Annotated in this window: 16 protein-coding genes and 1 pseudogene; 10 read left to right on the top strand and 7 right to left on the bottom strand. The window is 60.4% G+C overall.

What is annotated here, in order from left to right:
- The 3 genes from GIW69_RS25085 to GIW69_RS25075 form a co-directional block, all read left to right on the top strand.
- A partial coding sequence (locus tag GIW69_RS25085) for an enolase C-terminal domain-like protein (protein ID WP_236485465.1) occupies positions 1–903 on the top strand: 903 nt, incomplete at its 5' end.
- A gap of 54 nt (positions 904–957) precedes the next feature.
- Entirely contained in the window at positions 958–1953 is a 996-nt protein-coding gene (gene araD1 / locus GIW69_RS25080; protein ID WP_236485464.1) for an AraD1 family protein, read from the top strand.
- Positions 1954–1978: 25 nt separating this feature from the next.
- Complete coding sequence (locus GIW69_RS25075; RefSeq protein WP_236485463.1) at positions 1979–3559, top strand: aldehyde dehydrogenase (NADP(+)); 1581 nt, start codon at positions 1979–1981, stop codon at positions 3557–3559.
- Between the two features lie 49 nt (positions 3560–3608).
- Here GIW69_RS25075 and GIW69_RS25070 read toward each other — a convergent pair whose 3' ends face one another.
- Positions 3609–4514 carry a DMT family transporter gene (locus GIW69_RS25070; protein WP_236485462.1) on the bottom strand — a complete coding sequence of 302 codons (906 nt, stop codon included), beginning with the start codon at positions 4512–4514 and terminating at the stop codon, positions 3609–3611.
- Positions 4515–4717: 203 nt separating this feature from the next.
- Here GIW69_RS25070 and aceK point away from each other — a divergent pair, with 203 nt between their 5' ends.
- The 3 genes from aceK to GIW69_RS25055 all read left to right on the top strand — a co-directional run bounded on the left by aceK (position 4718) and on the right by GIW69_RS25055 (position 11905).
- On the top strand, positions 4718–6439 hold the full coding sequence (aceK, locus tag GIW69_RS25065; RefSeq protein WP_236485461.1) for a bifunctional isocitrate dehydrogenase kinase/phosphatase: 1722 nt from the start codon (positions 4718–4720) through the stop codon (positions 6437–6439).
- 112 nt (positions 6440–6551) lie between these two features.
- Positions 6552–10463: an ATP-dependent RNA helicase HrpA gene (gene hrpA, locus GIW69_RS25060; protein WP_236485460.1), complete on the top strand. Its 3912-nt coding sequence runs from the start codon at positions 6552–6554 to the stop codon at positions 10461–10463.
- A 320-nt stretch (positions 10464–10783) separates the two neighbouring features.
- A complete protein-coding gene (locus tag GIW69_RS25055; protein WP_236485459.1) occupies positions 10784–11905 on the top strand; it encodes a beta-ketoacyl-ACP synthase III in 1122 nt (373 codons plus the stop codon).
- Between the two features lie 60 nt (positions 11906–11965).
- Here the strand turns inward: GIW69_RS25055 and GIW69_RS25050 are convergent, their stop codons facing one another.
- Positions 11966–13288, bottom strand: coding sequence for a putative porin (locus tag GIW69_RS25050; protein ID WP_236485458.1), 1323 nt, complete (start codon positions 13286–13288; stop codon positions 11966–11968).
- A gap of 281 nt (positions 13289–13569) precedes the next feature.
- Between GIW69_RS25050 and GIW69_RS25045 the strand changes: the two genes are divergently transcribed.
- Positions 13570–14694, top strand: a complete 1125-nt coding sequence (locus GIW69_RS25045) for a GNAT family N-acetyltransferase (protein WP_236485457.1) — start codon at positions 13570–13572, stop codon at positions 14692–14694.
- Between the two features lie 111 nt (positions 14695–14805).
- On the opposite strand, the gene aqpZ is transcribed toward GIW69_RS25045, so the two are convergent.
- From aqpZ to GIW69_RS25020, 5 genes and pseudogenes are all read right to left on the bottom strand, one after another.
- Positions 14806–15501: an aquaporin Z gene (gene aqpZ / locus GIW69_RS25040; protein ID WP_236485456.1), complete on the bottom strand. Its 696-nt coding sequence runs from the start codon at positions 15499–15501 to the stop codon at positions 14806–14808.
- A 205-nt stretch (positions 15502–15706) separates the two neighbouring features.
- Positions 15707–17539, bottom strand: coding sequence for an ABC transporter ATP-binding protein (locus GIW69_RS25035; protein ID WP_236485455.1), 1833 nt, complete (start codon positions 17537–17539; stop codon positions 15707–15709).
- Positions 17540–17627: 88 nt separating this feature from the next.
- Positions 17628–18191 carry a peptidylprolyl isomerase gene (locus GIW69_RS25030; RefSeq protein WP_236485454.1) on the bottom strand — a complete coding sequence of 188 codons (564 nt, stop codon included), beginning with the start codon at positions 18189–18191 and terminating at the stop codon, positions 17628–17630.
- A 3-nt stretch (positions 18192–18194) separates the two neighbouring features.
- Positions 18195–19000, bottom strand: a pseudogene (locus GIW69_RS25025) (alpha/beta fold hydrolase).
- Between the two features lie 14 nt (positions 19001–19014).
- On the bottom strand, positions 19015–19938 hold the full coding sequence (locus tag GIW69_RS25020; RefSeq protein ID WP_236485452.1) for a PA3225 family LysR-type transcriptional regulator: 924 nt from the start codon (positions 19936–19938) through the stop codon (positions 19015–19017).
- A gap of 49 nt (positions 19939–19987) precedes the next feature.
- Between GIW69_RS25020 and GIW69_RS25015 the strand changes: the two genes are divergently transcribed.
- The 3 genes from GIW69_RS25015 to GIW69_RS25005 all read left to right on the top strand — a co-directional run.
- Positions 19988–20302, top strand: coding sequence for a 3-phosphoglycerate kinase (locus tag GIW69_RS25015; RefSeq protein ID WP_236485451.1), 315 nt, complete (start codon positions 19988–19990; stop codon positions 20300–20302).
- 207 nt (positions 20303–20509) lie between these two features.
- Positions 20510–21109, top strand: coding sequence for an FMN-dependent NADH-azoreductase (locus GIW69_RS25010; RefSeq protein WP_236485450.1), 600 nt, complete (start codon positions 20510–20512; stop codon positions 21107–21109).
- A 267-nt stretch (positions 21110–21376) separates the two neighbouring features.
- Positions 21377–22255: carboxylate/amino acid/amine transporter (locus tag GIW69_RS25005; protein WP_236485449.1), on the top strand; the 879-nt coding region annotated here is incomplete at its 3' end.

The following is a 22255-nucleotide window of genomic DNA, read 5'->3' as shown; positions in this document are numbered from 1 at the left end:
GAATACATCTGGCAGAAAATGTACCGCCAGAGCCACGCCTGGGGCCGCAAGGGCATCGGCATGGCGGCGATCTCGGCAATCGACATCGCCATCTGGGACATCATGGGCAAAGCCGTGAACAAACCGGTGTTCAAACTGCTCGGCGGACGCACAAAAGAGAAGATCTGGACTTACGCTTCCAAGCTCTACGCCAACGACAACCTCGACCTGTTTCTGGAAGAGGCACAGGGTTATCTGAACCAGGGTTTCACCGCGCTGAAAATGCGCTTTGGCTACGGCCCGAAAGACGGTCCGGCCGGCATGCGCCGCAACATCGAACAGGTGCGAGCCCTGCGTGAACTGGCCGGCCCCGACGTCGACATCATGCTCGAGTGCTACATGGGCTGGACCCTCGAATACGCCCGCCGCATGCTGCCAAAACTGGCCGAATTCGAGCCACGCTGGCTGGAGGAACCGGTGATCGCCGACGACATCGAAGGCTACATCGAACTGAAAAAAATGGGCATCATGCCGATCTCCGGCGGTGAGCATGAGTTCACCTCCTACGGCTTCAAGGATCTGCTCGAACGTCGCGCCGTCGATGTCATCCAGTACGACACCAACCGCGTCGGCGGCATCACCGCCGCTCGCAAGATCAACGCCATGGCTGAGGCCTGGTCGGTGCCGGTCATTCCCCACGCCGGGCAGATGCACAACTATCACCTGACCATGTCCACCACCGCCTCGCCGATGGCCGAGTTCTTCCCGGTGTTCGACGTCGAGGTCGGCAACGAACTCTTCTATTACGTGTTCAAGGGCGAGCCGCAACCGGTCAACGGCTACATCCAGCTCGACGACAACAAACCGGGCCTGGGCCTGGAAATCTCCGATGAGTACCTGAGCGACTTCAACATCATCGAGTGACCCTGACGCGCCGCTCACGGGCGGCGCTGTCCATGATTTTCCGGAGATTGGCACATGCGCCTGATTCAATTTGAAAACACTGCCGGCCAGCGTCAGGTCGGGTTGGTCGAGGGTGCGCAGGTTCAAGTCCTGCGCAACACCACCAGCACTCGCGAACTGGCTCTGGCTGCCATTCGCGCCAGACACAGCCTGCAAGAACAAGTCGCCCTGCGCGGAACCGAACCCGGCCCCGAGTACGCCGGGCTGTTGCAGCAGGGCAAAATCCTGCCGCCGCTGGATCACGAAGACCCGGCCCATTGCCTGATCAGCGGCACGGGTCTGACTCACCTCGGCAGTGCCTCGGCGCGGGACAAAATGCACCAGCAGGACGGCGCCGTCGAAGCGGGCATGACCGACACCATGCGCATCTTCAAGTGGGGCATCGAGGGCGGCAAACCGGCGGCCGGTGAAGTCGGCGCGCAGCCGGAGTGGTTTTACAAGGGCGACGGCAGCATCGTCGTGCGCCCTGGCGCGGATTTCCCGGTGCCGCCGTTCGCCGAAGACGCTGGCGAAGAACCGGAGCTGACCGGCCTTTACGTGATTGGCGACGACGGCCTGCCGTACCGCGTCGGTTATGCGCTGGGCAACGAGTTTTCCGACCATGTGATGGAGCGGCGCAATTACCTGTACCTGGCCCATTCGAAGCTGCGGTACTGCGCCTACGGCCCGGAGCTGCGCGTCGGCGAATTACCCAAACATCTGGCGGGCACCAGCCGCATCCTGCGCGACGGCGCAGTACTGTGGGAGAAAGAGTTTTTGAGCGGCGAGGACAACATGTGCCACAGCCTCGCCAACCTTGAGTTTCATCACTTCAAGTACGCGCAGTTCCTGCGGCCCGGCGATGTGCATGTGCATTACTTCGGTACCGCCACGTTGTCGTTCGCCGACGGTATCAAAACCCGTCCCGGCGATCGCTTCCAGATCAGTCTCGACGCGTTTGGCGCGCCGCTGGAAAACGGCATCGGCGAAAGCGCCCAGCCGTTGACCATCGGTCATGTGCGTGGGCTCTGAGTCTCTAACGGTCAAGGAATTCGTCATGCCAGCGTCATTTGGACACAACTACATCGGCGGCCGGCGCAGTGCGCTCGGCAGCGTAAAACTGCAAAGCCTCGATGCCACCAGTGGCGAGGCATTGCCCGGCCATTTCGTGCAAGCCACCGAGGCCGAAGTGGATGCCGCCGCCAAGGCTGCGGCCTCGGCTTACCCGATCTACCGTCATCTCAGCGCCGAAAAACGCGCGACCTTCCTCGATGCCATCGCCGATGAAATCGATAAGCTCGGCGATGACTTCGTCGCCACGGTCTGCCGTGAAACTGCATTGCCTGCCGCGCGCATCCAAGGCGAACGCGGACGCACCAGTGGCCAGTTGCGCCTGTTCGCCAAGGTGCTGCGCCGAGGTGATTTTTATGGCGCACGGATCGATCGCGCCTTGCCCGATCGTCAGCCGCTGCCGCGTCCGGATCTGCGCCAGTACCGCATTGCCCTCGGGCCAGTGGCGGTGTTCGGCGCGAGCAACTTTCCGCTGGCATTCTCCACGGCCGGCGGCGATACCGCCTCGGCGTTGGCCGCCGGTTGCCCGGTGGTGTTCAAGGCGCACAGCGGCCATATGGCGACGGCCGAAGGCGTGGCGAATGCGATTATCCGTGCCGCCGAGCGCTGCCAAATGCCCGCCGGCGTCTTCAACATGATTTACGGCGGCGGGGTCGGTGAATGGCTGGTTAAGCATCCGGCGATTCAGGCCGTGGGCTTCACCGGTTCGCTCAAGGGCGGTAACGCTTTGAGCCAGATGGCCGCGAGCCGGGCGCAACCGATTCCGGTCTTCGCCGAGATGTCGAGCATCAACCCGGTGTTCCTGTTGCCCGAGGCGCTGGCAGTGCGCGGCGAACAGATCGCCGCACAACTGGCCGGCTCGGTGACGCTGGGTTGCGGGCAGTTCTGCACCAACCCTGGTTTGGTGATCGGGCTGCGTTCGCCGCAGTTCAGCGCGTTCGTGCGAAGGTTCTGCGCAACCATGAACGGGCAACCGGCGCAGACCATGCTCAATGCCGGGGCGCTCGTCAGTTACGGCAAAGGCCTGGCCGAACTGCACGAGCACCCCGGGCTGACGCACCTGGCCGGGCATCCGCAGCAGGGTAATCAGGCTCAGCCACAGGTGTTTCAGGCCCATGTCAGCCTGCTGCTCAATGGCGATGCGCTGTTGCAGGAAGAAGTGTTTGGCCCGACCACGATCATCATCGAAGTGGACGACCCGACGCAGTTGGCCGTTGCGCTGCAAGGCTTGCGTGGGCAACTGACGGCGACCCTGATCGGTGAACCGGGTGAGTTGCTCGATTACCGCTGGCTGGCTGAGCAGTTACAGGAAAAGGTCGGACGGATCCTGCTCAACGGTTATCCGACCGGGGTCGAAGTCTGCGAGGCGATGGTGCATGGCGGGCCATATCCGGCGACCTCGGATTCGCGCGGCACGTCGGTGGGGACGCTGGCGATCGATCGCTTTTTGCGGCCGGTGTGCTTCCAGAATTACCCGGATGCGTTGCTGCCCGAGGCGTTGCAGGATGCCAATCCGCTGGGAATCCGGCGGTTGGTGGACGGGGAGGTGAGTGCGTTGGCGCTATAACCCGACGCAAAACCTGTAGGAGCAGCCTGCGGCCGCTCCTACAGGGCGATCAGGCATCCACCTCAACCGGCTTCACCACCGCCGGTTTCAACACCAGCCACAGCGCCAGCGCGATCAACACCCCGCCGTAGACATGCGCCATCGACAACGGCTCATCGAGAAACATCGCGCCCCACAATACGCCGAACGGCGGAATCATGAAGGTCACGGTCATCGACTTCACCGGGCCGATTGAGCTGAGCAGGCGGAAGTAGATGATGTAGGCAAACGCTGTACATCCCAGGCCCAGACCCAACAGCGACAACCAGACACTCCAGCCACCCCAGCTCGCCGGAGGTTGTGTCGCCACGCTGTACCCGAACAGTGGCAACAGAAACAGCGTCGCGCCGAGCATGCTGCCCAGCGCCGAGAGGCGCGGATCCAGCCCGCCGGCCTGATCCAGCCAGCGTCGGGCGAGAAACCCGGCAAAGCCGTAGCAGGTGGTGGCGAGCAGGCAGGCGGCGGCGCCCATCAGCAATTGCAGGTCGAAAGCCACGGGGCCGGCACGGGTCAGCACACCAACGCCGAAGAGACCGAGAAACACCCCGCCGAGCTTGGCCGGCGTGAGTTTTTCACTGAAGAACAGGCCACCGATCAACACGCCCATCAGTGGGGTGGTGGCGTTGAAAATCGCCGAGTAACCGGCCGGCAAGACTTGTGCGGCCACCGAATACAGGGTCGCCGGAATCCCTGAGTTGATCACGCCCAACAGCATCACGGTTTTCAGCTTGCCTTTGAAATCCCAACTGATGCGCATCAGCCCGAGAATCACCAGCAGCCCGACGGCGGCAATCGACACACGGAAAAAACCGGTAGGAACCGTGCCGATAGCCGGGGCGATGATGCGCATGAACAGGAAGCTCGCGCCCCAGATGGCAGCCAGTGACAGCATGCGGAAAATATCGACAGGGCTCACGACGGCACTCCTTCCTTGATCGGGTCGAGAGTGTTGCCGAGCGCCTTGAGGATGGCAACCGCTATTCGGGCATTTAATTCTCCGGTCAGGCGGGCAGGGAATGAAAAGCCGCTGCGGTATCGGATTTGGCAGAAATTGCACTTCTCCTGCATCCGCTTCCGTGTCTAAGCTCAGGGTTTGAAATTCCCGCAGAGGTCTCGTTTATGCCGCAGCCATGGCCAGCCACCGACATCGCCCGCATGATCCTTGAAGGCTTCGACGATTACCGCGAGCATTTTCGGCGGATCACCGACGGCGCCCGCGAGCGTTTCGAGCAGGCGCAGTGGCAGGAAACGCAAACGGCCTCGGCGGCGCGGATCAATCTGTATGAAGAGAAGGTCGGCGAAACCATCGCCCGCCTGCGCGAATATTTCGACGAAGATACGCTGATGGCCGTCAGTTGCTGGCCGCTGGTGAAAAGTGCCTACATCAGCGTGATCGACCTGCGTTTCGACGATGAACTGTCCGAGACCTGGTACAACTCGATCTTCTGCGGCCTGTTCAGCCACGATCTGATCAGCGACGGTTGCATGTTCATCCACACCACCCGGCCGACCCTGCGCCGCGCCCGTGCCGCGCAGACCCGCACCTACAAACCGCAAGGCCAGTTGTCGGTGATGCTCGGCAGCATCTTCGCCGATTACCGTTTCAACGAAGGCTACGCGGATCTGCCGGGCGATCTAAGGCGCCTCGAAGCGCAGCTGCGCGAGAACCTGCCCGACTGGGTGTGCAAGGATCCGGAACTGAGCGTCGAACTGTTCAGCTCAGTGCTGTACCGCAACAAAGGCGCGTACCTGGTCGGGCGCATCTATACCCGCGACGAACAATGGCCGCTGGTGATTCCATTGCTGCACCGCGAGGGCCGGGGCATCCAGATCGATGCGCTGATCACCGATGAAGCGGAGGTGTCGATCATCTTCTCGTTCACCCGCTCGTATTTCATGGTGGACGTGGCAGTGCCGGCAGAGTTTATCGGTTTCCTCAAACGCATCCTGCCGGGCAAGCACATCGCCGAGTTGTACACCTCGATCGGATTCTACAAACACGGCAAATCGGAGTTTTACCGGGCGCTGATCAACCACCTCGCCCACACGGATGACCAGTTCATCATGGCGCCCGGCGTACGTGGCATGGTGATGAGCGTGTTCACGCTGCCGGGCTTCAACACTGTGTTCAAGATCATCAAGGATCGCTTCTCGCCCTCGAAAAACGTCGATCGCGCGACCGTGATCGAAAAGTATCGGCTGGTGAAAAGCGTCGACCGCGTTGGGCGCATGGCCGACACACAAGAGTTCGCCGACTTCCGTTTTCCCTTGAGCAAGTTCGACCCGGCGTGCCTGGAAGAATTGCTCGAAGTGGCCCCGTCCACGGTCTCCGTCGAGGGCGAAACCGTGCTGATCCGCCACTGCTGGACCGAACGCCGGATGACCCCGCTTAACCTCTATCTGGAAAACGCCAACGACGCCCAGGTGCATGAAGCGCTGGAGGATTACGGCTTGGCGATCAAGCAACTGGCGGCGGCCAATATCTTTCCCGGCGACATGCTGCTGAAGAATTTCGGTGTCACCCGTCATGGTCGCGTGGTGTTTTACGACTACGACGAGATCTGTTTCCTCACCGAAGCCAACTTCCGCCACATCCCGGCGCCGCGTACGCCGGAAGACGAAATGGCCTCCGAGCCGTGGTATTCGATCGGGCCGCTGGACGTGTTTCCGGAGGAGTTTCCGCCGTTTCTGTTTGCCGATTCGGGGCAGCGCAAGCTGTTCGATCAATTGCATGGCGAGTTGTACAACGCCGACTACTGGAAAAGCCTGCAAGAGGCCATTCGCGCCGGCAAAGTCATCGACGTCTTCCCGTATCGGCGTAAAGGAGAACAGCAGCTATAAGCCGCGAGCCGCAAGCTCTAAGTCAGAAGCGCTTTTACGTTGCAGCTTGAGGCTTGAGACTGCTTCGTCTGTTACTCTTGCAGCTTTTGGCTTACAGCTTGCCGCTGCTCCTATGACTGACCAAACGCCTTCCATCGACAAACTGCTGAAAAACCTCGATCACGCCATGCTCGCCGACCGTCACCGGTTGCGCCGGCAGTTGCTGGAGCTGCGCAAGAAACCCGACGAGGCCAAATTGGCCCAGTGGGTGGCGCGGATGCAGGCGTCGTGTGATCAGGTATTGGCGCGCAAGGCCAGTCTGCCGGTGATCCGTTACGACGACAGCCTGCCGATTGCCGCCAAGCGTGACGAGATCAAGGCGGCGCTGGAAAAGCATCAAGTGCTGATCATCGCCGGCGAAACCGGTTCGGGTAAAACCACCCAATTGCCGAAGATCTGTCTGGAAATCGGTCGCGGCCAGCACGGTCTGATCGGCCACACCCAGCCGCGCCGGATCGCGGCGCGCAGTGTCGCCAGTCGGGTGGCCGAGGAGCTCAACACACCGCTCGGCGCGCTGGTCGGCTATCAGGTGCGTTTCGAAGACCAGAGCGATTCCAACACGCTGATCAAACTGATGACCGACGGTATTTTGCTGGCGGAAACTCAGAACGACCGCTATCTGGAACGCTACGACACGATCATCGTCGACGAAGCCCACGAACGCAGTCTCAACATCGATTTCCTGCTGGGTTACCTGAAAACCCTACTGCCACGTCGTCCGGATCTGAAAGTCATCATCACTTCGGCGACCATCGATCTGGAGCGCTTTTCCAAGCACTTCGACGACGCGCCGATTGTCGAAGTGTCCGGCCGTACTTACCCGGTCGACACCTGGTATCGCCCGCTGACCCTGGAGCAGGACGAGGAGGGCAACCGCGTCGAAGATGACCTGACCGTCGATCAGGCGATTCTCGCGACCCTCGACGAAATTGCCGCCTATGAGCGCAGCGAAAGGCGCAGCCCCGGCGATGTGCTGGTGTTCCTGCCCGGCGAGCGCGAGATTCGCGACGCCGCCGACATGCTGCGCAAGGCTCAGCTCAAGCACACTGAAATCCTGCCGCTATACGCACGCCTGTCACCGGCCGAACAGCAGCGGATTTTCCAGTCGCACCCGGGCCGTCGCGTCGTGTTGGCGACCAACGTTGCGGAAACCTCGCTGACCGTGCCGGGCATTCGTTACGTGATTGACAGCGGCACCGCGCGCATCAGTCGTTACAGCTATCGAGCAAAAGTGCAGCGCTTGCCTATCGAAGCGATTTCCCAGGCCAGCGCCAACCAGCGAAAAGGTCGCTGCGGTCGGGTCGAGCCGGGCATCTGCGTGCGTCTGTACAGCGAAGAAGATTTCCTCGGGCGCCCGGAATTCACCGATCCCGAGATCTTGCGCACCAACCTCGCCGCCGTGATTCTGCAAATGCTGCATTTGCGACTCGGCGAGATCACCGCTTTCCCGTTCATCGAGCCGCCGGACGGCAAGGCGATCAGTGATGGTTTCAACCTGCTGCAAGAACTCTCGGCGGTGGATCGCAATAGTCAGCTGACCCCCTTGGGCCGACAACTGGCGCGTCTGCCGGTGGATCCGCGCATGGGCCGCATGTTGCTCGAAGCGGCGAAGCTCGGCAGTTTGCAGGAAGTGCTGATCGTCGCCAGTGCCATGTCGATTCAGGATCCGCGCGAGCGTCCGCCGGAGCGTCAGCAAGCTGCCGACCAGGCCCACGCGCAGTGGAAAGACATCGATTCGGACTTCGCCGGGCTGGTCAATCTGTGGCGTGGCTTTGAAGAGCAACGCCAGGCGTTGACTGCCAGTCCGCTACGCAACTGGTGTCGGAAGAACTTTCTCAATTATCTGCGGCTGCGCGAATGGCGTGATTCCCATCGGCAACTGAGCTTGATCTGCCGCGATCTGCAACTGGTCGTTAATAAAGAGCCGGCGGATTACCCGAAACTGCACAAAGCCGTGTTGGTCGGCCTGCTCAGCCAGATCGGCCAGAAAACCGAGGACGGCGATTACCTCGGCGCCCGTCAGCGTCGGTTCTGGATTCACCCCTCGTCAGGCATCGGCAAGAAGCGTCCGCAGTGGATCATGGCCGCCGAACTGGTGGAAACCACCAAGCTCTACGCGCGGATGGTCGCGAAAATCGACGCCGACTGGATCGAGCCGCTGGCCGGTCACCTGATCAAGAAAAACCACTTCGAACCGCACTGGGAAAAGAAGCGCGGCCAAGTCGTGGCGTTCGAGCAAATCACTCTGTTCGGCCTGATTGTGGTTGGCCGGCGGCCAGTGCATTACGGTCCGGTGGATCCGGTGGTGTCGCGTGAGTTGTTCATCCGCGAAGGCCTGGTGCGTGGCGAGATTCAATCGCGCGCCAAGTGTCTGACGGCCAACAAGCAACTGCTGGAACAACTCGACGAACTGGAAGCCAAGGCCCGTCGCCGCGACATTCTCGCCGACGAAGAAACCCTGTACGCCTTCTACGACGCACGGTTGCCGGCGGAGATTCACCAGACCGCGACCTTCGACAGTTGGTATCGGGTCAACAGCCAGAAAGATCCGCAACTGCTGATCATGCGCGAAGAAGACGTGCTGGCCCGCGAGGCCAGCGAAGTCACCGCCCAGCATTACCCGGACACCTTGCACATCGGCGATCTGGAGTTGGCCCTCAGCTACCACTTCGAACCGAATCATCCGCGCGACGGCGTGACCCTGCGCGTGCCGGCGCCACTGTTGCCTATGCTGCCACCGGAGCGTCTGGAATGGCTGGTACCGGGCATGATCGAGGCCAAGTGCATCGCCCTTGTGCGCAATTTGCCGAAAGCTTTGCGCAAGAATTTCGTGCCGGTGCCGGACTTCGTCAAAGCCGCGTTGCAACGCATGACCTTCGCCGAGGGCTCGCTGCCCCAGGCGCTGGGGCGTGAATTGCTGCGCATGACCGGCGCGCGAGTCAGCGATGAAGCCTGGGCCGAGGCTGAGCAACAGGTCGAAGGGCATTTGCGGATGAACCTGGAAATCGTCGATGGCCAGGGCAAGTTCCTCGGTGAAGGACGCGATCTGGCCGAACTGACCGCGCGGTTTGCCGAGGCCAGTCAGGCGGCATTGGCCGTGCCGCAGAGCGCGAAAAGTCAGCAACCGGTAGAGGCCAAAGTCTTCGCGGCGGTGGCGGAAAAGACGCAACAGAAGATTGCCGGGCTGTCGATGACGGTGTATCCGGCGCTGGTGGAAGAGGGCGGCACAGTCAAAGAAGGGCGTTTTTCGACCCCGGCCGAAGCCGAGTTTCAGCATCGTCGTGCGCTGCAACGCTTGCTGATGCAGCAACTGGCCGAGCCGGCCAAATTCCTGCGCACCAAGCTGCCGGGCATCACCGAAATGGGGTTGCTGTACCGCGAGCTGGGCCGCGTCGAGGCACTGGTCGAAGACATTCTGCTGGCCAGCCTCGACAGCTGCATCCTGGAGGGTGAAGACCCGTTGCCGCGTGACGGTGCCGGATTGGCGGCGCTGGCCGAGCGCAAGCGCGGCAGTTGGACCGAGCACGCCGAGCGCGTGGCGCGGTTGACGCAGGAGATTCTGAAACTCTGGCACGGGCTGCAAAAACGCTTCAAGGGCAAGATTGATCTGGCTCAGGCTGTGGCACTGAACGATATCAAGCAGCAAATCAGTCATCTGGTGTATCCGGGGTTTGTCCGGGAAACGCCGATGCAATGGCTCAAGGAACTGCCGCGTTATCTGAAAGCGGTCGAACAGCGCTTCGAAAAACTCGGTGCCCAGGTGCAAAAGGATCGGGTCTGGAGTGGCGAACTCACCGGGCTCTGGACGCAATACCAGACCCGCGCCGCCAAACACGCCCAGGAAGGCAAACGCGACCCGCAGCTGGAGCTGTATCGCTGGTGGCTGGAGGAATACCGGGTTTCGCTGTTCGCGCAGCAGTTGGGGACGAAAGTGCCGATCTCCGATAAACGCCTGAACAAGCAGTGGACACAAGTCGAACCGTAGCCCCTTGCTCGCGCAATTGATCGTTCCCCACGCTCCGCGTGGGAATGCCGCCCGGGACGCTCCGCGTTCCTGCACAGTCAAAAGATCGCAGCCTGCGGCAGCTCCTACAGTGGGTGTGTGTCTTCGCAAAAGGGGCCAAAACCTTGGGTTTATGGCAAACTTCGCGACCATAAGCGCCTCTTTCGCGACGTAGAGCCTTCGGCCACGTCGGGGCGTCATAAAACGCTGCGAGATTTGCGTCCCCTGGATGGGAATAGACCCTTTGTGTGTTGGTACGACGGTGCCAGCGCTTTCTGCCTGAACAGATTAGAGAAACGACCATGCATAACGTCGTCATCAGCGGCACCGGCCTGTACACCCCGGCCAACAGCATCTCCAACGAAGAGCTGGTGCAGTCTTTCAACACTTACGTCGCCCAGTTCAATGCCGACAATGCCGAGGCCATCGCCAGCGGCGAGGTTCAAGCGCTGACCGAATCCAGCGCAGCGTTCATCGAAAAAGCGTCTGGCATCAAGAGCCGCTTTGTCATGGACAAGGACGGCATCCTCGATCCGCAACGCATGGCGCCACGCCTGCCGGAGCGTTCCAACGACGAGTGGTCGGTGCTTTGCCAAATGGCCATCGGCGCCGCCGAGCAAGCCTTGCAACGCGCCGGCAAGACCGCCGCTGACATCGACGGCGTAATCGTCGCCTGCTCCAACCTGCAACGCGCCTACCCGGCCATCGCCATCGAAGTCCAGGAAGCCCTCGGCATCCAGGGGTTCGGTTTTGACATGAACGTTGCCTGCTCGTCGGCCACTTTCGGCATCCAGGCGGCCGCCAACAGCGTGCAACTGGGCCAGGCCCGGGCGATTCTGATGGTCAACCCGGAAGTCTGCACCGGTCACTTGAATTTCCGAGACCGCGACAGCCACTTCATCTTCGGTGACGCCGCGACTGCCGTAATCATCGAGCGCGCCGACCTCGCGACGTCCGAGCACCAGTTCGACGTGGTCAGCACCAAACTGCTGACCAAGTTCTCCAACAACATCCGCAACAACTTCGGCTTCCTCAACCGCGCAGCGGAAGAGGGCATCGGCACCCGCGACAAACTGTTCGTGCAGGAAGGCCGCAAGGTGTTCAAGGACGTTTGCCCGATGGTCGCCGAACTGATCGGCCAGCACCTGGAAGAAAACCAGCTCAATGTCGGCGACGTGAAGCGCTTCTGGCTGCACCAGGCCAATCTGAGCATGAACCACCTGATCGTGCGCAAACTGCTGGGCCGCGAAGCGAGCGAAGAAGAAGCGCCGGTGATTCTCGACACCTACGCCAACACCAGTTCGGCCGGTTCGGTGATCGCGTTTCATAAGTATCAAGACGATCTGGCCAGCGGTTCGCTGGCCGTGTTGAGTTCGTTCGGTGCCGGTTATTCGATTGGTAGCGTGTTGCTGCGTAAGCGTTAAACGGAAAAAGCTGCGAGCTGCAAGCTCGAAGCTTACAGCTCGCAGCTCGCATCTGTTCCTCTAAAACTTCGCTTCGGCGTCTAGCTGCAGCGTATTGGCATCAGCATCGCGCTGGGTACGGCTGGCGAAGTCGGCCTTGGTCAGGAAGTACGTGGCACCGACGGAGAAGTTCTTGTCGATGTCGTAACCGACCTTGAGCTTGTGGCCACGAGAGCCGGTGGTGCCGTTGGCGAAGTCCGAATCGGTGAACGCGCCGACCACGGCGTTACGCTGTACGTCGCGATAGTTGTAGTCGAGGTTGAAGCCGAAGACTTTCGACTTGGCGCCCAGCAACCAGGCTGTGTCCTGATCGGTCACGGCGTCGTTGTTTTTCACGTACTGGCCGTAGAACGACAACGGCATCGGCAGGCCGCCGATATCAACCTGACTGAAGCCTTCGTACAGACGGAATTCGTTATTGGCCGAGTTGCCGTTGACCGCCAGGGCGCACGGCGTCGACGTACCGGTGCAGGTGCTGTCTTCGTCGTTCTGATAACCGTAGACGCTGCCGCCGACAGTCATTTTCAGGTTGTCGGTGAGGTTGAAGCGGCTGCCCAGTTGGCCGGCCGTCAGACGCAGGTCATGGCGGAACTGCACGCCATCGCCATCGACGTTGTCTTTGAGGTTGTAATTACCCAGGCTGCCGAACAGTTCGGCGCTGCTGCCCAGCGGGTATTTGTAGGTCAACGCCAGACCTTCGGGGTTGATGTCGCTGTCCCAGATCACGTCACCCATGCTGACCCACGGCTGTGGCATCTTGCCGCCGATCACGTGCAGGTTCTTGATCGCATCCGGGTGGTAGTCGATGTACGCCTGATCCAGCCAGATCTGCTTCTTGTCGAAATAGTTGTCCTGATCCTGATTGGTCGAACGCGCGTCGTCGCCGCCGCCGGTGGCGATACGGATGCCAGTGTCCACTTGCTGGTTGATTTCGGTGTAGGCACCCAGGCGTGCGCGGATGCGTTGACGATCCTTGTCGCGGCCGCCGTTGTTCGGCTCGCCGTCGATCTTGATGGTTTCCTGACGAACGCGGACGTCGCCCTTGAACTGGGTCTTGGCGGCCCAGGCCAGCTTCTGGTCGAAGGCGCTTCGCTCAGTGGATTTTTTCGCGACGGCAGCGACCTGCTCGTTGGTCTCTTGCTGCGCCTGTTGCGCGATTTGCTGAGCCTTCTGATCCTTGGCCAGTTCAGTTTGCAGTTCGACGTACTGCGCCTGGGAAATCGACCCGTTAGCCTTGAGCATGTCGAGCAGTTTGGCGTCGACTGCGGCGCTGGCCGGAACGCTCATGGCCAGCATCAAGCCGCCACACAGGGCCGCCGCAGTTTTCGTGGAAGCAAGACGCATAGCAATCTCCGAAGATGAAGGGGATGGCTGAACCATCCGGGACACAACCGACAGATGAGGGTCGGAAAACAGTGGCCGGGTAGAACCCGACGCTCTAAAAACAGGCGCCAGTATCGCGATCGTTTATGACAGAGCAGTGGCACGGTGATGGCAGGTTGATGACGATGCGTAACAGCCGCGAACTATTGAGCTAGAGGGTTGTCGGCGAATTGGCCGTGTGAATCGGCAGGCAATAAGCGATACTCGCCGGGCTGTAACGCCCAGTTGTGGAGAGCCGGTTGATGCCATTGCAATGCCTGAAAAGCCTGTCGCAAATCACCCCTGAAACCTGGGATGCGCTGGTGCCCGAAAACCAGCCATTCCTGCGTCATGCGTTTCTCAGTGCGCTGGAAGACAGCGGCAGCGTCGGCCCGCACACGGGGTGGCAGGCGGAGCATTTGTTGCACGTTGAAGGTGATCGGCTGATCGCGGCGCTGCCGGGTTATCGCAAATGGCATTCCTACGGCGAGTACGTGTTCGATCACGGCTGGGCCGACGCCTGCGCCCGGGCGGGTATCGATTACTACCCGAAGTTTTTGAGTGGCGTGCCGTTCAGCCCGGTCAGCGGCCCGCGTCTGTTGGCGTCTCGGGTTGAGGACGGATTCGAACTGCTCAAGAGCCTGCCGGGCTACCTGGAAATCGAAGCGCTTTCCAGCGCGCACATCAATTTCACCGATCCGTTCACCGACGCGGCCCTGCTAGAACAGCCGGGCTGGTTGCAGCGCATCGGCTGTCAGTATCACTGGCAAAATCGTGGTTATCGCGACTTTCAGGACTTCCTCGACGGGCTCAGTTCGCGCAAGCGCAAGCAGATGCGCAAGGAGCGCGAGCAAGTGGCGGGGCAGGGTTTCGAGTTCGAATGGCTGGAAGGTCGCGAACTGGACGAGGCGCAGTGGGATTTTGTCTATGCCTGCTACGCCAACACCTACGCGGTGCGGCGTCAGGCGCCGTATCTGACTCGGGAATTTTTCAGTTTGTTGGCCGAGCGCATGCCGGAGGCGATCCGCGTGGTGCTGGCCAAACAGGGATCACGTCCGGTGGCGATGGCGTTCAGTCTGGTCGGAGGCGACAGTTTTTACGGGCGTTATTGGGGATGCCTGGCCGAGTTTGACCGGCTGCATTTCGAGACGTGTTTTTATCAGGGTATGGACTATGCGATTGCCAACGGTATTCAGCGTTTCGATGCCGGCGCGCAGGGCGAGCACAAATTGATTCGTGGCTTTGAACCGGTGATCACCCATTCCTGGCACTACTTGCGCCATCCGGGTTTGAAAGCGGCGGTGAAGGATTTCCTCCATCAGGAACGCGCCGGAATATTGGCCTACGCCGAAGAGGCGCGGACCGCATTGCCCTACCGCCAAACCTGATTCCTTGGAGGAGCGAGCCTGCTCGCGAAGCGGTGTATCAGAGCCTATGAGCATGACTGACCCAACGCCATCGCGCACAGGCTCGCTCCTACAGTTGGTTTTCGGGTGCCGTCAGATACCTTCTTTACCCAGCCATCGATAGATCCCGCCGCCGAGCACCGCACCCAGCAGCGGCGCGACCCAGAACATCCACAATTGCGCGATGGCCCAACCACCGACCATCAGCGCCGGCCCGGTGCTGCGCGCCGGGTTGACCGAGGTGTTGGTGACGGGAATCGAGATCAGGTGGATCAGCGTCAGCGCCAGGCCAATGGCAATGGGTGCCAGCCCCGGTGGCGCACGCTTGTCGGTAGCACCAAGGATGACCACCAGGAACATCGCGGTCATCACCATTTCAGTGACAAATCCGGCAGCCATCGAATACTTGCCGGGGGAATGCTCACCGTAGCCGTTGGAAGCCAGGCCATTGGCTATTTCGAAGCCTTCCTTGCCGCTGGCGATAGAGGCAATCAGCGCCGCCGCGAGGATCGCACCGAGCACCTGGGCGATGATGTAGGCGGGCAACTCTTTGGCCGGAAACCGACCGCCGACGACCAGACCGACCGAGACGGCCGGGTTCAAGTGGCAGCCGGAGATATGACCGATGGCGAACGCCATGGTCAGTACTGTCAAACCAAATGCCAGGGCCACCCCCAGCACACCGATACCCAGCGGTGAAGACGCGGCGATCACCGCACTGCCACAACCGCCCAACACCAACCAAAACGTACCCAACAACTCAGTAACTGAACGTTTGAACAGAGACATGAGAGAGTCCTTGATAGGGCGACCTATCGAGACTGCATCGAGTTGTGCTCCCTGCAGGCTTACTACAGGTTCCACTCTGGAACCTCGGCTGAGTACAGCAGGCTTTGGATGGAATGCCAGAAAGCAAAAGATCGCAGCCTTCGGCAACTCCTGCACGGGATTCATGTAGAAGTTGCCGAACGCTGCGATCTTTTGATCTTGACGGTCAATCGATGCCGACAAAACCCCCGGTCTGGTGCTGCCACAGCCGCGCATACAACCCGCCATGGGCCAGCAGTTCAGCGTGGCTGCCGGTCTCGGCGATCTGGCCGTTTTCCAGCACCACCAGCCGATCCATGCGTGCGATGGTCGAGAGCCGGTGGGCGATGGCGATTACGGTTTTGCCCTGCATCAGGGTTTCGAGGCTTTCCTGGATCGCCGCTTCAACTTCCGAATCCAGCGCCGACGTGGCTTCGTCCATGATCAGGATGGGCGCGTCCTTGAGCAGCACACGGGCAATCGCGATCCGCTGACGCTGGCCGCCGGACAGCTTCACGCCACGCTCGCCGACATGCGCATCGAAACCGGTGCGGCCCTCGGCATCCGACAGCAGCGGTATGAACTCGTCGGCGCGGGCCTTGTGCACGGCTTCCCAGAGTTCAGCGTCGGTCGCGTCCGGTTTGCCGTAAAGCAGGTTGTCACGGATCGAGCGGTGCAGCAGCGAGGTGTCCTGAGTGATCATGCCAATCCGCGCGCGCAGGCTCTCCTGGCCGACGTCGGCGATGTTCTGCCCGTCGATGAGGATCCGTCCGCCTTCTACGTCGTACAGGCGCAGCAGCAAATTGACCAGGGTCGATTTGCCCGCGCCGGATGGCCCGATCAAGCCGATTTTCTCGCCCGCCTTAATGGTCAGGTTGAGGTCGCCGATGATGCCTTTCTTCTTGCCATAGTGAAAATCCACGTGCTCGAAACGCACTTCGCCACGGGGCACAACGAGGGGCTTGGCCTGTTCGCGGTCGGTGACGCTGACCGGTTGGGCGATGGACTGCAAACCGTCCTGCACCATGCCGATGTTTTCGAAGATGCCGTTGACCACCCACATGATCCAGCCCGACATGTTGACGATGCGGATCACCAGGCCCGTCGCCAAGGCAATCGCCCCGACCGAGATCAGCGACTGCGTCCACAGCCACAGCGCAAGGCCCGTGGTGCCGACGATCAACATGCCATTCATGCCGGTGATGACCACGTCCATGCTGGTGACGACGCGACCGGCCAGTTGGGCTTTTTCGGTCTGCTCTTCAATGGCTTCGCGGGCGTATTGCTGTTCGAAATTGGTGTGGGCGAACAGTTTCAGGGTGGTGATGTTGGTGTAGCCGTCGACGATCCGGCCCATCAATTTCGAACGCGCATCGGAGGACACCACCGAGCGTTCCTTGACCCGTGGCACGAAGTAATAGAGCGCGCCGATGTAGGCGGCGATCCACATCAACAGTGGGATCATCAGGCGCCAGTCGGCTTCGGCGAACAGCACCAGCGAGCTGATCGCGTAGATCAACACATGCCATAGCGCATCCACTGCTTGCACGGCTGAATCGCGCAGGGAGTTGCCTGTCTGCATGATGCGCTGGGCAATACGTCCGGCGAAGTCGTTCTGAAAGAAATTCAGGCTCTGCTTGAGCACGTAACTGTGGTTCTGCCAGCGGATCAGGCTGGTCATGCCGGGGCTCAGGGTCTGGTGCACGAGCAAGTCATGCAGGGCGACGAACACCGGGCGCAGGATCAGCGCCACCACAGCCATCCAGGCCAGTTCGATGCCGTGTTCCTGGAAGAAATTGACGTTCGGTGTGCCTTGGGCGAGGTCGATGATGCGGCTCAGGTAGCTGAACAGTGCCACTTCGATCAGTGCGCCGAACAAGCCGACGATCAGCAGGGCGGCGAAGCTCGGCCAGACCTGTTTGAGGTAGTAGGTGTAGAAAGGAAAAACGCGATTCGGCGGGGCTGCCGTGGGGGCGTCGCGGAAAATGTCGATCAGTTGTTCGAAACGGCGATAGAGCATCAGATAACCGCCCGGAATACGGGCTCTCCTTTTATCGGTTTGAACGGCGAGACCTCAGGCCCGCGCCGTTCGATATGCCCTGTCCAGCTTAGTCGATGCGCTTGGCCGACTTGATGTACACAGGGTCGACAGGCACGTTCTGCATGCCTTGTTTGGTGGTGGTTGGGGAGTTGACGATGATGTCGACCACGTCCATGCCTCTGACCACTTTGGCGAAGACTGCATAACCTTTGTCGCGGCCCGGATCGAGGAAGGCGTTGTCGGCCACGTTGATGAAGAACTGGCTGGTGGCCGAGTCTGGATCGGAAGTGCGCGCCATCGAGAGGGTGCCGCGAACGTTGTGCAAGCCATTGCTGGCTTCGTTCTTGATCGGTGCCTTGGTTTCTTTCTGCTGCATCTGCTGGGTGAACCCACCGCCCTGAGCCATGAAGCCCGGGATCACACGGTGGAAAATCGTGTTGTTGTAGAACCCGCTGTCCACGTACTCAAGAAAGTTCTTGGTACTGATCGGTGCCTTGACCGGATCCAGCTCGAGTTCGATCTGGCCATTGGTGGTGTCCAGCAACACGTGCGGCGCCTTGGTTGGGGTGGCAGCCATCAGATTCGTAGCGAAGAGCACGGCGCCGGCGGCGAGGGCGAATTTTTTCAGCATGGGTCAGTGATCCTGAGGGTTTGAATATCGACTGCGGCGAGAAACTCCAGCAGCGTTTGATTGAAGTGTTGCGGTTGATCGAGCGGCGTGGCGTGGCGTGAATCGGCAATCACCACCAACCGCGCATCGGGCAGCCGTTTGACATAGGCTTCTTTGAGCGCCACCGGTGTGTAATCACGGTCGGCGCTGACGACGAGGGTTGGACAGGTGACCTTCGAAAGTCGTTCCTGAACGCCCCAGCCAACGATGGCATCGAAGCTGGCGAGATAAGCACGTTTGTCGTTTCTTGCCCAGCGCTCGGCCATTTTTCGTCGTAAATCGGCTTGCTCCGGTTTGGGGAACAACTTGCTGCCCAGCGCCTTGCCGATGGTTTCCAGGCTGAGCATGCGCATCAGGCTCCAGCGCTTGAACCATTGCCAGTAATCGTCGCGGCTGCGCAGTTTGACCTCTGGGCCGCTGTTGACGATGGTCAGGCTTTTAAGCAACTGCGGTTGATCGACACCGAGTTGGAAACCGATCATGCCGCCCATGGACAGTCCGATGTAATGCACCGGGCCAAGGTTCAAGTGTTCGATCAGCGCGATGATGTCGGCGCTGAAGCCGGCAATGCTGTAGCGCTCGCGAGGTTTGTCCGAGCGGCCGTGACCGCGCACGTCCGGCACGATCACTCGGTAACGGGCGGCTAGATCCGGGATCTGCATTTCCCAGTCCAGGGTGCTCGCTCCGAGCCCGTGAACCAGCAACAAGGGTTCACCGTGGCCATATTCCTCGTAGTGCAGGTTGCAACCGTCATGCTCGAAATACGCCATAGGTGGACTCCGTGTCAGGCTTGTTCAGGGGCGGCGAACGGCGCATCCAGCGGCGCGGTATCGAAGGTGCGCAGCAGTTCGACGAGGATCTGCGAGGCGGGGCCGAGGGGTTTTTCCTTGTTTGCGTACAAGTAAAAACTCGGATTGCGGCTGCCGCCCTGATCCAACGGTAGCACCTTGAGCACACCTTCCTTGAGTTCACGTTCAAGCATGTGCCGTGGCAGCCAGGCAAATCCCAGGCCGCTGGCGACGAAGGTGGCAGCCGTGGCGAGGCTGCCGACCGTCCAGCGCTGTTCGGCGCCGAGCCAACCGACGTCCCGTGGCTGCTGGCGGCCGGAGTCGCGGATCACCACTTGCATCTGGCTTTCCAGATCCTGAAAGCTCAACTCACGGTTCAGACGATGCAGCGCATGCTCTGGATGAGCCACGGCGACGAATTCGACATCGCTCAGTTCCTGGCCGAGATAACCCGGAATACTGAAACCGGTGATGGCCAGATCGGCCACGCCTTCGAGCAATACTTCTTCGACGCCCGACAACACTTCCTCACGCAAGCGCACGCGGCAGCCACGGCTTTGCGGCATGAACGCGGTCAAGGCGCGGACGAGGCGGGCGGTAGGGTAGGCAGCATCGACCACCAGCCGCACTTCCGCTTCCCAGCCCTGTTCCATGTGGTGGGCGAGGTCTTCCAGTTGGCTGGCCTGTTTCACCAGTTGCCGCGAACGGCGCAGCAACACGCCACCGGCTTCGGTAAGCACCGCTTTGCGTCCGTCGATGCGCAGCAATGGCACGCCGAGCTGATCCTGCATGCGGGCGACGGTGTAGCTCACCGACGATTGCGAACGGTGCAAGGCCTCGGCGGCCTGGGCGAATCCGCCGTGGTCGACCACGGCCTGCAATGTTCGCCATTGATCTAGGGTCACGCGGGGCGCTTTCATCAATAGCTCCTCTTGTCCTAAGCTGGCGATCCCCATTGGAGACTGCCGAATGAAAAAATTCTGTTGTGTGTTGCTGGCGATGCTGCCGCTGACGGCGTTTGCGTACCCGATCGATGTGGAGAAAAACCTCAACGACCTGAAAATCGACTACCAGACCTACGACACCGATAACGACATCGGCTCGATCCAGGTCAGCAACTACGGTGATGTCGATGCAACGTGCAAAGTGAAATTCATCAACGGCCCGGAGGCACCGCGCACTCGCAACATCGACGTGCCGGCGGGCAAGCACAAGAACGCCACCGCCAAGTTCACCCGCACCATCATCAAGCTGCGCATCAACCTGACCTGCAAACCGAAATAAACCTGTAGGAGCGAGCCTGTTAGCCGCCAGTGATTCCGGCTGACATACCGCTATCGCGAGCAGGGTCGCTCCTACAAAGAAGCGTGGTGAGCATATAAACGAATTTGTTGATGGATTGCAGCAGTTATTTGCGCTTTTTCATCGAATCAACTCTGATTAACCTTCACTCCATCGTCTTACAACAAATTCGGATGGAGGCTACACACCATGTCACGCGTTCTGATCATTGAAAGCAGCGCCCGCCAGCAAGATTCGGTTTCCCGTCAACTGACCCAGACGTTCATCAGTCAGTGGAAAGCGGCGCACCCGGCGGATGAGATCACCGTGCGTGATTTGGCGGCCAAGCCTGTGCCCCATTTGGATATCAACCTGTTGGGCGGCTGGATGAAATCGGCCGAACAACGCAATGACGACGAACAGATTTCGCTGGATCGCTCCAACGAATTGACTGACGAATTGCTCGCCGCCGACGTGCTGGTGATGGCCGCGCCGATGTACAACTTCGCCATCCCGAGCACGCTCAAAGCCTGGCTCGATCATGTACTGCGTGCCGGCGTGACCTTCAAATACACCGACACCGGCCCGCAAGGCCTGCTCAGCGGCAAACGCGCATACGTCCTCACCGCTCGCGGTGGCATCTATGCCGGCGGCCCGGCCGATCATCAAGAACCGTACCTGCGTCAGGTGATGGGCTTCATCGGCATCCATGACGTGACCTTCATCCATGCCGAGGGCATGAACCTGGGCGGCGACTTCCAGGAGAAGGGCCTGAACCAGGCCAACGCCAAACTGGCATCGGTCGCCTGATCCGTTAATCGCCAGATAATCACTGGATGGTCTAGTGACCTGGCGCAACCCCTTCAAGGCTTTACGCGCATCGAACCTCCCTTAAGCGCTTGTTGCTCCTGAGTGCTACCGCCCGATTGAACGCATTAGCGAGATCGGGCTTTTTTTTGCCCACGATTTACAGCAACCCCCTGTAGGAGATGCCGCAGGCTGCGGCAGCTCATACAGGGGGTTTGTTGCAGAATGCAAAAACCGCTATGGTCGCCGCCATTCGAAACTGAGGCGATCATGGGCTACTTACTTTTTGTCACGCTGATCCAGGCGTTTTCCTTCAGTCTGATCGGCGAATACCTGGCCGGTCATGTCGACAGCTACTTCGCCGTGCTGGTGCGCGTAGTGCTCGCCGGACTGGTGTTCATACCGCTGACGCGCTGGCGTTCGGTCGAGCCCGCCTTCATGCGCGGCATGCTGCTGATCGGCGCGTTGCAGTTCGGCGTGACTTACGTCTGCCTCTACCTGAGCTTTCGTGTGCTGACCGTGCCGGAAGTGCTGCTCTTCACCATTCTCACGCCGCTGCACGTAACCCTGATCGAGGATGCGCTCAATCGTCGCTTCAACCCGTGGGCACTGATCGCGGCGCTGGTCGCCGTGGGCGGTGCGGCAGTGATTCGCTTCGACCGGATCAACCCGGATTTCTTCATGGGCTTCCTGCTGCTGCAATTGGCCAACTTCACCTATGCCGCCGGCCAGGTGCTGTACAAGCATCTGGTGGCGAAACACCCGAGCGATCTGCCGCATTACCGGCGTTTCGGCTTCTTCTACCTCGGCGCGCTGGCGGTGGCACTGCCGGCGTTCCTGCTGTTCGGCAAATCCAACTTCTTGCCCGAAGCGCCGCTGCAATGGGGTGTGCTGGTGTTCCTCGGCCTGGTCTCGACGGCGCTGGGTTTGTACTGGTGGAACAAAGGCGCGTGCCTGGTCAACGGCGGCACACTGGCGGTGATGAATAACCTGCATGTGCCGGTGGGGTTGCTGTTGAATCTGCTGATCTGGAATCAGCATGAGGAGCTGGGGCGGTTGTTCCTCGGCGGCAGCGTGATTACATCTGAAGGTGGCGGCGGTTTGTTTGTTGTGTTGGGTTTGGTTGGCGTCTGGGCATTGTACAGAAAA

Source organism: Pseudomonas syringae, assembly GCF_021605415.1.
GTDB lineage: Bacteria > Pseudomonadota > Gammaproteobacteria > Pseudomonadales > Pseudomonadaceae > Aquipseudomonas > Aquipseudomonas syringae_S.
Note: the sequence above shows the minus strand (reverse complement) of the source record. Positions and strands in the feature narration are given on the sequence as shown.

What these genes read in the sequence shown, in the direction of transcription:
- GIW69_RS25045 (WP_236485457.1), top strand. Translation starts at nt 13,570, where the DNA reads ATGCCATTGCAATGCCTGAAAAGCCTGTCGCAAATCACCCCTGAAACC.
- GIW69_RS25010 (WP_236485450.1), top strand. Translation starts at nt 20,510, where the DNA reads ATGTCACGCGTTCTGATCATTGAAAGCAGCGCCCGCCAGCAAGATTCG.
- GIW69_RS25020 (WP_236485452.1), bottom strand. Translation starts at nt 19,938, where the DNA reads ATGAAAGCGCCCCGCGTGACCCTAGATCAATGGCGAACATTGCAGGCC.
- GIW69_RS25075 (WP_236485463.1), top strand. Translation starts at nt 1,979, where the DNA reads ATGCCAGCGTCATTTGGACACAACTACATCGGCGGCCGGCGCAGTGCG.
- GIW69_RS25055 (WP_236485459.1), top strand. Translation starts at nt 10,784, where the DNA reads ATGCATAACGTCGTCATCAGCGGCACCGGCCTGTACACCCCGGCCAAC.
- hrpA (WP_236485460.1), top strand. Translation starts at nt 6,552, where the DNA reads ATGACTGACCAAACGCCTTCCATCGACAAACTGCTGAAAAACCTCGAT.
- GIW69_RS25035 (WP_236485455.1), bottom strand. Translation starts at nt 17,539, where the DNA reads ATGCTCTATCGCCGTTTCGAACAACTGATCGACATTTTCCGCGACGCC.
- GIW69_RS25030 (WP_236485454.1), bottom strand. Translation starts at nt 18,191, where the DNA reads ATGCTGAAAAAATTCGCCCTCGCCGCCGGCGCCGTGCTCTTCGCTACG.
- aceK (WP_236485461.1), top strand. Translation starts at nt 4,718, where the DNA reads ATGCCGCAGCCATGGCCAGCCACCGACATCGCCCGCATGATCCTTGAA.
- araD1 (WP_236485464.1), top strand. Translation starts at nt 958, where the DNA reads ATGCGCCTGATTCAATTTGAAAACACTGCCGGCCAGCGTCAGGTCGGG.
- aqpZ (WP_236485456.1), bottom strand. Translation starts at nt 15,501, where the DNA reads ATGTCTCTGTTCAAACGTTCAGTTACTGAGTTGTTGGGTACGTTTTGG.
- GIW69_RS25015 (WP_236485451.1), top strand. Translation starts at nt 19,988, where the DNA reads ATGAAAAAATTCTGTTGTGTGTTGCTGGCGATGCTGCCGCTGACGGCG.
- GIW69_RS25050 (WP_236485458.1), bottom strand. Translation starts at nt 13,288, where the DNA reads ATGCGTCTTGCTTCCACGAAAACTGCGGCGGCCCTGTGTGGCGGCTTG.